The sequence below is a fragment of the Cedecea colo genome (genome assembly GCF_011808225.1).
Lineage (GTDB): Bacteria > Pseudomonadota > Gammaproteobacteria > Enterobacterales > Enterobacteriaceae > Dryocola > Dryocola colo.
This window is the reverse complement of record NZ_SOYS01000002.1, coordinates 654,819-666,848: the sequence shown is the minus strand read 5'-3', so window position 1 is coordinate 666,848 and position 12,030 is coordinate 654,819. Positions and strand designations below refer to the sequence as shown.

Sequence of the window (12,030 nt, the reverse complement as noted above, 5' to 3'; positions counted from 1 at the left end):
GCTTCGTCAGGCCTTGTAGCGGATCGGTATGTGGTATGTGAATTTGAATAATAAGCTATTACTCTTTAATTCCTTTATGACTTCTTTAGCTATTGCGCCCGGCCTTTGCGCGGCAGAGGAGGGCGAGTTCAGCAAAACCTGGCACGCTTTTTCTTCCGGCGTCTCGCAAACATGGAACGAACCCGAACGTTACGATCTTTATGTTCCGGCCATTACCTGGCATGCCCGTTTTGCCTATGATAAAGAGAAAACCGATCGTTATAACGAACATCCGTGGGGCGGCGGTTTTGGTCAGTCCCGCTGGGATGAAAAAGGCAACTGGCACGGCATCTACCTGATGGCTTTTAAGGATTCTTATAACAAATGGGAGCCCATTGGCGGTTACGGCTGGGAAAAAACCTGGCGTCCGTTAGCGGATGAGCATTTTCATCTGGGGTTAGGGTATACCGTTGGCGCCACCGCACGCGATAACTGGAAGTATATTCCCGTCCCGGTTATTTTGCCTTTAGCCTCAGCAGGTTATGGCCCAGTAATCTTCCAGATGACTTATATTCCAGGGACTTATAACAACGGTAACGTCTATTTTGCCTGGATGCGTTTTCAGTTCTAAACCGATATCGGCGACGGCTCAACATCACCCGTTTTTTATACCCTTTTAAAAACAAGGGGTAATCGGCAATTGATAAAAAAATTAGCGACTTTTGTCACTTTTTCTCATTTCGGTACTGGACAAAACCCATCACAATTGTTGTACTGATGTGCGACACAGCATTTGTGTCTATTTTTCATGTAAAGGTAATTTTGATGTCTAAGATTAAAGGTAACGTTAAGTGGTTTAATGAGTCCAAAGGCTTTGGTTTCATTACTCCGGAAGATGGCAGCAAAGACGTGTTCGTACATTTCTCTGCAATCCAGAGCAATGGTTTCAAAACCCTGGCTGAAGGCCAGCGCGTTGAGTTTGAAATCACTAACGGTGCCAAAGGCCCTTCTGCTGCAAACGTAATGGCTATCTAGTCGCTACCAGCAGAATTTAAAAACCCGCTAAGGCGGGTTTTTTTCGTCTGTCGATCAGGCAAACAGATACATTTTCAAAAAGCATACCACGATCAACGCACTCAGCAGCACTGCTCCCCAGCCAACGACTCGCTCTTTCATTGTCCTTTGACGCCCCTTTTTTCGTTTTTCCGGATGGTGGCAGACAATCATTAAGCCAACCTTAACGCGTTAGCTTTTAGTGGCTGGCCGCAACGGAAACCAGCCAGAATGCGAGCGCGGTCATCATAAATGAGCCCGCCAGGTTAAGCAGAACGTTCAGGGCGGCCCAGGCAAGGCGTCCATCCTGCAGCAAAAAAACAACCTCTGCCGAAAAAGTAGAAAACGTTGTCAAACCGCCACAAAAACCGGTGGTGATAAGCAGTTTCCAGAAGGGATCAAGATGGGTAAGGCGGCTGAACAGGGCTAATCCCATACCAATAATAAACGCGCCCAAAAGGTTTGCTGTTAATGTGCCAATCGGGATCGCGCCGTGAACGGGATTGAGTTTCAGGCTCAAAAACCAGCGTATCACGCTGCCCGTTCCGCCTCCGATAAATACGGCCGCCAGTATCTGTAACACTACGCTTTCCTGTTTTCATAATTTAGAAGTCAGGAGTGTAGCGCTCGTACAATCTCATTTACAGCCGATATACTGAAATTAAACGTCACGGGCAGGGGAACGGGAATGAAAGTCGCGGTGGGGCAGTTTGCAGTGGGTAATGTCTGGCAGGATAACGCGCGTACTTGCATAGCGTTAATGGCGCAGGCGGCTTTGCAGGGAGCCGATATGCTGGTCTTACCGGAAGCCATTTTAGCGCGAGACGACAAAGATCCTGATATGTCGGTGAATTCTGCGCAGGAAGCCAACGGTGAATACCTTCATGTTCTTCTTGAGGAAAGCCGTAAAAATAAGCTAACCACGGTTTTTACGCTTCATCTACGCACCACGGCGGGCAGAGCGGCTAATACTCTGCTGGTTTTGCGTGCTGGTGAAGTTATCGGCCGCTACCAGAAAATTCATCTTTATGACGCGTTTAACGTGCAGGAGTCCCGTTTAGTTGATGCCGGTGACCAGCTCGCGCCATTAATTGACGTGGCGGGGATGAAAGTAGGAGTGCTCACCTGTTACGATCTGCGTTTTCCGGAAATGGCGCTGAGTCTGGCTTTAGCGGGGGCCGAGGTGCTTGTTTTACCGGCGGCCTGGCTGCGTGGGCCGCATAAAGAGCTGCACTGGTCAACATTATTGACCGCGCGTGCGCTCGATACCACCTGTTATGTGGTAGCATCCGGCGAATGTGGCAACAGAAACATTGGTCAGAGTAAGGTTATCGATCCGCTTGGCGTGACTATTGCCAGCGCGGCAGAAACGCCAGCCCTGCTTTATGCCGAGCTTGCCAGCGAACGCGTTGCATCCGTACGGGCGATGTTGCCGGTACTGAAGAATCGCCGTTTCGCAGCGCCTCGTCTGTGCTGATGTTTTTTTAAACAGGGCTTGATTCACCTTGTTACAGATTGCTATTGTGTCGCACGGGCAAATAGCCGTTAATTAGCCCGGTTTATTTTTCGCCGTATCCACGGCAAGCATGACTTAAGAAGGTAGGTATGGGAGAGATTAGCATTACCAAGCTGCTGGTAATTGGCGCACTGATTGTATTGTTATTTGGTACCAGGAAGTTGCGCTCGTTAGGCGGCGATCTCGGCGCGGCTATCAAGGGCTTTAAAAAGGCCATGAACGATGACGAAAGCAGCGCTAAGCCAGCCTCCGGCGCCGAAGCTCCGGCGGAACGCATCTCGCACAAAGACTGATTTCTGCATTATTTGCAGACATTGAGATAAAAAAACCGGCCTCTGAGAGCCGGTTTTTTATTACCCTGCGGATTATATGTAACTTTTTGTAACGCTACTATTTGACTTCCATGCCTTTGGCCTGCAGGTCTGCATGGTAAGAAGAGCGAACAAACGGGCCGCAGGCGGCGTGAGTAAAGCCCATAGCTAACGCTTCGGCTTTCATCTCTTCGAACTCATCCGGGCTCACGTAACGCTGCACCGGCAGATGGTGACGGCTTGGCTGCAAATACTGCCCCAGCGTCAACATTGTCACGCCGTGACGGCGTAAATCACGCATCACTTCAACGATTTCTTCGTTGGTTTCGCCAAGGCCTACCATCAGACCCGATTTTGTCGGGATATCCGGATGGGCTTCTTTAAAACGCTCCAGCAGTTTCAGCGACCAGTTATAGTCCGCGCCCGGACGTACTTTGCGGTAAATACGCGGCACGTTTTCCAGGTTATGGTTGAACACGTCTGGCGGCGTTGCGGTAAGGATCTCTAAAGCGCGATCCATACGGCCACGGAAGTCCGGGACCAGCGTTTCGATTTTGATCGTCGGGTTTTTCTCGCGGATGGCGGAAATACAGTCGGCGAAGTGCTGCGCGCCACCGTCGCGTAAATCATCGCGGTCAACGGAAGTGATAACCACGTAGCGCAGCGCCATATCAGCGATAGTCTGTGCAAGCTTAACGGGTTCGTTGGCATCCGGCGCAACAGGGCGACCATGGGCAACATCACAGAATGGGCAACGACGAGTACAGATTGCGCCAAGGATCATAAAAGTGGCGGTGCCGTGGTTAAAGCACTCAGCCAGGTTCGGGCAGGAGGCTTCTTCGCACACGGAATGCAGGCCGTTTTTACGCATTGCCGCTTTGATACCCTGGATGCGGGTAGAGTCAGATGGAAGTTTGATCTTCATCCATTCTGGCTTTCTTAACAGCTCCTGGCGCTCTGTCACCACGTTTTTAACCGGGATCAGAGCCATTTTATCGGCGTCGCGGTACTTAACGCCGCGTTCCATTACAATGGGTTTACTCATATGGTGCGTGTTCCAGTTGCGGATAACGAGGTCAGTCTGATTGAATTCAAGTTAGTGTTTTATTTATCAACTATTTTTGAATTGCGCCCCGGAGTATAGCATCACTGGCGTGAATAAATCAGCCGAGATGCGCAGGAAATGGGGAAAGAATTGTAAATGAGTTGTTGCTTTGTGTGCTTTAGAGGTTAACGGCTGGCGAAAAGCGTCCCGCCGGGCGCGTCCTGCGCCAGGGTAACGGAGAACGACCGGCCTGCTGCCCGGCCGTTCCGCCTGTACTATTTAAGGCCGCCTGAACAGGGCAATGCTGCGCCCTTCAAGCTCGAAATCCTTTTCCCTGGTGATGACGAGGCCGCGCTTTGCGGTATCGGAGGTGGTAACTTCAAGCACCCAGCCGCCCTCACCGAACTGTGGGATACGGAACGGCACGTTGCCTTCGAAAGGATTGAACAACATCAGCACGTCGTGCCAGATACCTTCCTGTTGCTGGAGATCCGGGCGGCCGATATAAACACCGAGCGTTGAACCCTCGTCCCAGTGCTCCGGCTGCTGGGGGCCGCCGCCCGCGTTGAACCACTTGATAATCATGCCGTCGCGCCAGTTCTCACGGCGGAGCAACGGCTGCCTGGCCCGAAGCTTAAGCAGCTGGCGCGTGAACTCGCGCAGCGCCTCGCTGCTTTCCGGCAGATTGTCCCAGCGGACCCAGGAGATTTCGCTGTCCTGGCAGTAACCGTTATTGTTGCCCATCTGGCTGCGGCCGAACTCGTCGCCGGCCAGCAGCATTGGCGTGCCGTGGGAAAAGATCATCGTGGCGAGGAAATTACGCTTCTGGCGGTCGCGAACCGCATTAATACCCTCGTCTTCGGTAGGGCCTTCGGCACCGTAGTTGTAAGAACGGTTGTCGTTGTGACCATCATTGTTCTCCTCGCCGTTTGCCTCGTTGTGCTTTTCGTTATAGGAAACCAGATCGTTGAGCGTAAAGCCGTCGTGGGCGGTGACAAAGTTAACGCTCGCCCAGGGCCGCCTTCCGCGCTGATCGTAAAGATCGCCGGAACCGAGCAGGCGGGCGGCAAAATCGGTCGGGACATTATCGCCCCGCCAGTATTCACGCACCGTGTCACGGTATTTATCGTTCCACTCCGCCCAGCCTGGCGGGAAGCCGCCGACCTGATAGCCGCCCGGGCCGATGTCCCAGGGTTCGCCAATCAGCTTCAGCCTGGAAAGTACCGGGTCCTGGATTATCGCGTCGAAAAAGCCGCCGCGCTCATTAAAACCTCCCGGCTCGCGGCCAAGGATAGTACCGAGATCGAAGCGGAAACCGTCGATATGCATCGATTCCGCCCAGTAACGCAGCGAATCCATCACCATCTGCAGCACCCGCGGATGTGAAGTATTTACGGTGTTACCCGTGCCGGTGTCGTTGATGTAATAGCGATGCCTGTTGGTCAGGGTGCGGTAATAGGAAAAGTTGTCGATACCCTTTAACGACAAGGTTGGGCCAAGCTCGTTGCCTTCCGCCGTGTGGTTGTAAACCACGTCAAGGATCACCTCGATACCGGCATCGTGAAACGTGCGCACCATATCGCGAAAGCCCTGGATACCCTTTGGCCCGTAATAGCGCGAGGCTGGCGCGAAGAAGCCGAGCGAGTTATAGCCCCAGAAATTCTTCAGTCCCTTATCAAGCAGATGCTGATCGTCCGGGAACCAGTGGACCGGCAGCAGTTCAACCGAGGTGATACCGAGACTTTTGATATAGTCGACGGAGGCTTTGTGGCTCATACCTTCAAAGGTGCCGCGCAGTTTCTCAGGAATGGCGGAGTTAAGCTGCGTAAAGCCTTTTACATGGGTTTCGTAGAGAACCGTTTTTGGCCACGGAATCTCCGGGCGATTGTTTCCCTGCCAGTTGCATTCATCAGGATCGATAACCCGACACTTCGGCATAAACGGCGCGCTATCGCGTGTATCAAAAGTCAGGTCCTTATCCTTATGCAACAGATCGTAGGCAAAATGCGCTTCATTCCACTCGATGTTGCCGACAAGCTCGCGCGCATAGGGATCGATCAGAAGCTTGTTGGGATTAAAGCGGTGGCCGTTTTGGGGATCGTAAGGGCCATGGACGCGAAAGCCATAGAGCGCACCGGGTTTCAGACCCGGCACATAACCATGCCAGATCTCATGGGTGTACTCCGGCAGCTCCATTTTTGCGATTTCGATCTTGCCGCTCGGATCGTAAAGACAGAGTTCGACGCGCTCCGCGTGCGCTGAGAAGAGAGCGAAATTGACGCCCTCGCCATCGAAATTGGCGCCGAGTAGATGGCTGGATCCCGCTATGATTTCAAAAGATTTACCGTTTGTCATTTATTCTTCCTCATTGAATTTTCATGCATAACAGCGACTTATGATGTTCTTATAGAATTAAAATCATATGCTTACCAACACGCTGGCCGTAAAACAATCGATCATTTCTGCGTCGATACGGTCGCCCAGGGATAGCTCTTCTCCGCTGAGAATGTTGCGGTAGCGGCGGTGAGCAAGCTGATCGGGTAAGGCGATTTCCGCATCCGCAGACGATATCGTCAGGTTTTCCTGGAGCGCGCTGAAGACGAGGCGCGGCGCGATGACAATCAGCGCATCGTCGTTTTCCGCCCGGGCGAAGGCGATGAGGTTCTCCGCCTGCTTGCCGGTGGCGGTAAGCGGCAGATAATCGCCCCTGCGAAACAGCGTCGGCTTCTGCTGGCACAAACGCAGGAGCCTGGCGATAAGATGCTGCTTTAGCTGGCCGCTCCGGTCTTCATTGACGTCAAAGGCCACTTTTTTATCTTCATCAAGCATCCGTGCGAGCGCGGCGAAATCGGGTTCACGCCGGTTATCGGGATCGACCAGGCTGAAATTAAGCGCCTCGCTCCCCTGGTAGATATCCGGTACGCCCGGCGCCGTCAGCTTGATAACCGTCTGGGTGAGGCTATTGACCAGACCGGCGCGGATAAAGGGTTGCAAGGAGTCGGAAAAATCCTGCAAAAAGGTCTGGTTGGCCGGTGAGAGCAGGTGGCGGGCATAGTCGAGCACCGTTTTTTCATAGGCGTCGTTGCTGTCGCCCCAGTCGGTGCGCAGCTTCGCTTCCCGCAGCGCTTTTTCCACAAAGGCAATAAACCGCGCTTCAAGCGCCCGCAGTCCCGCCTCGTCTTGTGGGTGAAGCCTGGGCGGCCAGACGCCGGCCAGCGCCTGATAGAGCATCCATTCGACGGACGGTTTGGGTGCCGTGCCGTCTTCGAGCCTGATAACTTTGGCCTGGTTCATCTGGCACCAGCGGGCAACGCATTCGGCCCAGCGCTCCGGTGCTTCGGTGAGTGTGTAAAGCCGCGCGCGGGCATCTTCTCCGCGCTTGGTATCATGGGTCGAGGTGCCTGAAAGCGCATCCGGCTGCCGTTCGAGCCGCGTTTTCATCTCCGCATGGAAGCGGTTAAGCGAGAAGGCGCGCGGTATCGGTTCGGCGCCCACTTCGTTCAGAGCAAGCTCCATGTTCTGGCGGAAGAAGAGCGTATCCTCCACCGATTTCGCCATCAGCGGACCCGTTAGCTGCTGGAAGCGGATACGGAAGGTGGCGGCCTCGTCGGAAGCCTCGGCGGAAACCTCGCCTGCGAGGATGCGGGTAAGGAAATCGAGCGCCTCAGGAGCAGGAGCATGCGCGCTGGTTCTCACCCTTTCGGCTACCCCTTGCAGCATGTCGTAGCTTTCCGTCGGCAGCCCCTCCGCCGTACCGTAGGTGCGGTAGACCGGAAAGGCGATCAGCAGTTCGCGCAGGGCTGGCAGAACGGCCTGTTCCTCAAGCGGCACCTTCTCCGTTCCGGCGATAGCCATGGCAAGCGTCAGCAGCCTGGTGAATTCACCTTCGAAGTTCCTGGTTACCATCAGCAGCTTGGCCGCACGCAGTTCGGCTACCATATTTACCGACTTGCCCATCACGTTATGCCAGGCCGTGCGCAGGTCGCGGATCCTGTCGCCATCCACCAGCACATCGGAGAGCGATTCGATAAATTCGTAACCGGTGGTGCCGGAAACCGGCCACGCCGCCGGAAGCTGTTCGCCCTTGCCAAGGATTTTTTCAACCGTGATGTAGCACTCCGGCCCGGCCTGCTGGCGGAGACGTTCCAGATAGGCCTGCGGGTCAGCCAGCCCGTCCACATGATCTATCCGCAGCCCGTCGACCGCGCCGGAATGGACCAGTTCAAGGATCAGCCGGTGTGTATCGTCGAAAACGCGCTTTTCCTCAACCCGGACGCCAACAAGCCCGGTTATCTCGAAAAAGCGACGGTAGGAAAGGTAGCGCGGCGCATCCCGCCAGGAGATTAACCGCCAGGGCTGGCGCTCATGCAGGTCGGCGATCTCCGTCCTGTCGGTGAGCTTCAGAAGTTCGGCCTCGCGGCCCTGCCAGGTTTCGGGTGCCAGCGGGTAGAAGCTATCAAAACAGGCGAAAGCGGGTCTGCCGGTTTTCGGATCGGGCTTGATGGCGATCTCGCCATTTTCCAGCGCGTTCTCGAAGGTGTCGCCGAGAAAGGGCAGGGTCAGGCGACGCGACCAGTCGATATCAAAATGGTGGGCGTAGCGGCTGTTGGCGCCATTCTCAATGACGTCGCGCCACCATGCATTTTCCAGCGAGGCGGCCATGTGGTTCGGCACGATATCGAGGATCAGACCGAGTCCGGCCTGCTTTAGCGCCTTTACCATACGGTCGAAGCCTTCCCGACCGCCGATAGCAGGTTCTATCTCATTGGCGTCGGTTATGTCATAGCCGTGGGTGGAACCGGCCGTGGCGGTAAAAACAGGCGAGGCATAGAGATGGCTGATACCAAGCCGCTTCAGATAGGGGACAAGGCCTGCGGCGCGGTCGAAAGTCATGCCGTTGCGGAACTGAATGCGGTAAGTCGCGGTTGGGATGTTCACTTGACGTCTCCCTGGGCAAGTCGGACAAGGATAGAATGCTGCGGCAGCGCATCTGCCGCTTTCGGCCAGACGAAAATGGTCTCGCCAGGCAAATCGGGCAGCGGCCGGGTTTCCTCGCCAATATTGAGCGCCATCGACAGCATGCCTTGCGGGAAGGTCCAGCTAACGGCGAGGAAACCTTCCGCTGTTTTCACTACCCTGCCGGCATCGCCTTCGGCCGTGGCAAGCAACGGCACGATATGTTTCTGGCGCAGCGCCAGCAGTTCACGGGTGAAAGCCAGCCATGCTTTGCCTTCTTCGCTCCCCGACTTCTTCCAGTCAAGCTTTGACATTGCAAAGCTTTTTTCGGCATTCGGATCGGGCACGCTTTCGCCCTGATGACCGGCGTGGCCCGCGAACTCCTTCGCGCGCCCCTCGCGCACTGTTTTCGCAAGAGCGCCATGAAAATCGGTGAAGAACAGGAAGGGCCTGGTCTCGCCATATTCCTCGCCCATAAAAAGCAGCGGGATATGCGGCGAGAAGAGCAGTGCGGCGAGCAGAACCTTAGTGCGGTCGGCACCGGCCAGTTCAATCAGCCTTTCGCCCCGGGCGCGGTTGCCCACCTGGTCATGATTCTGGATAAAGTCAACGAAGGCGAACGGCGGCTGTCCGGTACTTTTCACGCCGCGCTTCTCGCCCGTCTGCGGCGAGATCTCGCCCTGATAAGCGAAGCCTTCCGCCAGCGTCCGCGCAACGAGTTTTTCCGGCTCGCTGGCAAAATCCTGGTAGTAAGCGTGCGTTTCGCCGGTGGCGAATACATGGACGCTATTGTGGAAGTCATCATTCCATTCGCCGGTGAAGAGCGGCGCCGATCCTGCTTCCCCGCGCGGATGCAGGAAGATGACGTTGCGGCTGTCTTCGGTGGTCAGATGGATTGGGCGGTCGATAATTCCGGCGCGGATACGTTCGGCAATTTCGACAAGCACGTGCTTGTCGGAACTATCCTCGATCTGATCGATAGCGTCGAAGCGAAGGCCGTCAAGGTTATACTCCTCCAGCCAGTAGAGCGGCGCCTCCAGGATATAGCGGCGGGCTGCTTCAACGTCATAGGCGATGCCGGCGCCCCACGGCGTTGAGCGCTCCTGATGAAAGAAATCGGGCGCCAGCTGCGGCAGGTAGTTGCCCTCCGGGCCGAAGTGGTTGAGCACGATATCGAGCACCACCGAGAGGCCATAACCATGCGCGGCATCGATAAAGGCTTTGAAATCATCCGGCGCGCCATAGGCGGAATGCGGCGCATAGAGCAGCACGCCGTCGTAGCCCCAGCCACGGCTGCCGCCGAACTGCGAGACGGGCAGAACCTCAATCATAGTGATGCCGAGTTCGGCGAGATAAGGCAGTTTATCTATCGCAGCACGGAACGTGCCTTCCGGCGTGAAGGTGCCGATATGCATCTCGTAGACTACCGTCTCTATCCAGCGACGGCCGCGCCATGCGCTGTTTTGCCAGCGGTAGCGGGTTGGGTCGATGACGAGTGAAGGGCCGTTAACATCCGCCTTTTGGGCGCGGGAGGCCGGATCCGGCACGACCGTGCCGTCGACAAGAACAAAGTTATATTCCGCACCCGGTGAAACGCCGGTTACCTGCAGTTCGAACCAGCCGTTGCCGCTTTGGCGCATCTCTCGCTCTTCGCCGGAAAGCCTGAGCGTGACCTTTTCCTGACCGGGCGCCCAGAGACGAAAACGAACTTCGTTGGCGGCTACGTATTCAGCCCCCCAACTTTTAGGAAATGATTTGGACTCCATTCAATTGCCTCTTTTAACCCAGAGATGAGCAATGGACGGCATCGCGCGGTATTTGAACCGGTGATGCGAGCTTTAATCGCTTAATCCTGCCTTGTGGTCCGGATGCCGTAACGGGTCGCAGCTCGTCTGGCCGCCATAAAAGATGGCGCTTCCTCAGAGTGGTGATGTTGAAACGGTGTCCGATTGTCCCAGCATCAGGCAACATATGAGAATAATCATAGACGATGATAGGGGAGTTGATGGCCGCTACAGGCGCTGAAACCGGGCCGGGCAAGGAGGTGCTTCAGGTGTATTGCTTATAAAGGCAGGGATAAGTGACTGACCTGTGTGAATGATTTCACACAGGAGTCTGACATTTTCAGGGAAGCCATTAATCAGGCATCAACGTATTCAGTTTGAGGATTATCCAGCAGCTCAATCAGCCTGGCCACCAGCCGCGGCTGAATATCTGCGACCGCCATCCCCGGCTTAAGATCTTTTACCTGAGTCATCTCAAGTCCGGCATAACCACAGGGGTTGATGCGCAAAAACGGCGCCAGATCCATATCGATATTCAGCGCCAGGCCATGGAACGAGCAGCCTTTACGGATCCTCAGGCCCAGAGAGCAGATTTTCCGCCCTGCAACATAGACTCCCGGCGCATCAGCGCGTGGGTAGGCTTCGATGCCGATATCAGCGAGGGTATTAACGACGGTTTGCTCAAGGATGGTGACTAATTCACGCACGCCGAGCTTTCTGCGCCGCAGATTCAGCAGGACATACATCACCTGCTGGCCCGGACCGTGATAGGTTACCTGGCCGCCACGGTCGCTCTGGATAACGGGGATATCGCCCGGTAACAAAACGTGCTCCGCTTTTCCCGCCTGGCCCTGGGTAAAGACGCTGGGGTGTTCTACCAGCCAGATTTCATCGCGGGTTGTTTCATCGCGCGTGTCGGTAAAGTCGTGCATCGCCTGTGAAACAGGTTCATAAGGCCTGAGGCCGAGCTGGCGAATCAGAATGGTTTCTTGAGACAAAATACTGTCCCCGGCAGGTAATAAAAGGTGGGCGGATTATACCACAGCGCAATGGAAACACCCGGCTGACGCCGGGTGAGACATTACAGCACCATACGGACGATTTCGATATTGCCCAGCTCTTCGTACAGGGTTTCTACCTGCTCGATATGGGTGGCCGTGATGGTAATGGAAACTGAATGGTAGTTGCCTTTGCTGCTTGGTTTGACCTGCGGCGTGTAGTCGCCCGGCGCGTGGCGCTGCACCACCTCAACGACCAGATCAACCAGCTCCGGCTTCGCCAGTCCCATTACTTTGTAAGTAAACGGCGTAGGGAATTCGAGCAGTTCTTTAAGATTGGTTTTCATGGTAGCTCCAGCGTTACGGCAATAAATAATAACTCCCGCGC

11 protein-coding genes are annotated in these 12,030 nt (G+C 55.1%); 4 read left to right on the top strand and 7 right to left on the bottom strand.

Annotation, left to right across the window (positions count from 1 at the left end):
- Positions 1 to 76: 76 nt before the first annotated feature.
- The gene (gene pagP / locus E2L00_RS07695; protein WP_167609263.1) at positions 77 to 610 is read left to right on the top strand and encodes a lipid IV(A) palmitoyltransferase PagP; all 534 of its coding nucleotides are present in this window, start codon (positions 77 to 79) and stop codon (positions 608 to 610) included.
- Between the two features lie 194 nt (positions 611 to 804).
- Entirely contained in the window at positions 805 to 1,014 is a 210-nt protein-coding gene (gene cspE / locus E2L00_RS07690) for a transcription antiterminator/RNA stability regulator CspE (RefSeq protein WP_012542460.1), read from the top strand.
- A gap of 217 nt (positions 1,015 to 1,231) precedes the next feature.
- Here cspE and crcB read toward each other — a convergent pair whose 3' ends face one another.
- Positions 1,232 to 1,615, bottom strand: a complete 384-nt coding sequence (gene crcB, locus E2L00_RS07685) for a fluoride efflux transporter CrcB (RefSeq protein WP_167609260.1) — start codon at positions 1,613 to 1,615, stop codon at positions 1,232 to 1,234.
- A gap of 105 nt (positions 1,616 to 1,720) precedes the next feature.
- Between crcB and E2L00_RS07680 the strand changes: the two genes are divergently transcribed.
- Positions 1,721 to 2,509, top strand: coding sequence for a deaminated glutathione amidase (locus tag E2L00_RS07680; RefSeq protein WP_167609257.1), 789 nt, complete (start codon positions 1,721 to 1,723; stop codon positions 2,507 to 2,509).
- Between the two features lie 128 nt (positions 2,510 to 2,637).
- Positions 2,638 to 2,841 carry a twin-arginine translocase subunit TatE gene (gene tatE / locus E2L00_RS07675; RefSeq protein ID WP_167609254.1) on the top strand — a complete coding sequence of 68 codons (204 nt, stop codon included), beginning with the start codon at positions 2,638 to 2,640 and terminating at the stop codon, positions 2,839 to 2,841.
- 97 nt (positions 2,842 to 2,938) lie between these two features.
- Here tatE and lipA read toward each other — a convergent pair whose 3' ends face one another.
- From lipA to ybeD, 6 genes are all read right to left on the bottom strand, one after another.
- Positions 2,939 to 3,904, bottom strand: coding sequence for a lipoyl synthase (lipA, locus tag E2L00_RS07670; protein WP_167609251.1), 966 nt, complete (start codon positions 3,902 to 3,904; stop codon positions 2,939 to 2,941).
- Between the two features lie 279 nt (positions 3,905 to 4,183).
- Entirely contained in the window at positions 4,184 to 6,259 is a 2,076-nt protein-coding gene (gene glgX, locus E2L00_RS07665) for a glycogen debranching protein GlgX (protein WP_167609248.1), read from the bottom strand.
- Between the two features lie 63 nt (positions 6,260 to 6,322).
- The gene (gene treY, locus E2L00_RS07660; RefSeq protein ID WP_201279357.1) at positions 6,323 to 8,797 is read right to left on the bottom strand and encodes a malto-oligosyltrehalose synthase; all 2,475 of its coding nucleotides are present in this window, start codon (positions 8,795 to 8,797) and stop codon (positions 6,323 to 6,325) included.
- Positions 8,798 to 8,838: 41 nt separating this feature from the next.
- A complete protein-coding gene (gene treZ / locus E2L00_RS07655; protein ID WP_167609241.1) occupies positions 8,839 to 10,626 on the bottom strand; it encodes a malto-oligosyltrehalose trehalohydrolase in 1,788 nt (595 codons plus the stop codon).
- 374 nt (positions 10,627 to 11,000) lie between these two features.
- Positions 11,001 to 11,642 (bottom strand): lipoyl(octanoyl) transferase LipB, encoded by a 642-nt coding sequence (gene lipB, locus E2L00_RS07650; protein ID WP_167609238.1) that lies wholly within the window; start codon positions 11,640 to 11,642, stop codon positions 11,001 to 11,003.
- 83 nt (positions 11,643 to 11,725) lie between these two features.
- Positions 11,726 to 11,989, bottom strand: coding sequence for a DUF493 family protein YbeD (ybeD, locus tag E2L00_RS07645; protein WP_121267153.1), 264 nt, complete (start codon positions 11,987 to 11,989; stop codon positions 11,726 to 11,728).
- Positions 11,990 to 12,030: the final 41 nt, after the last annotated feature.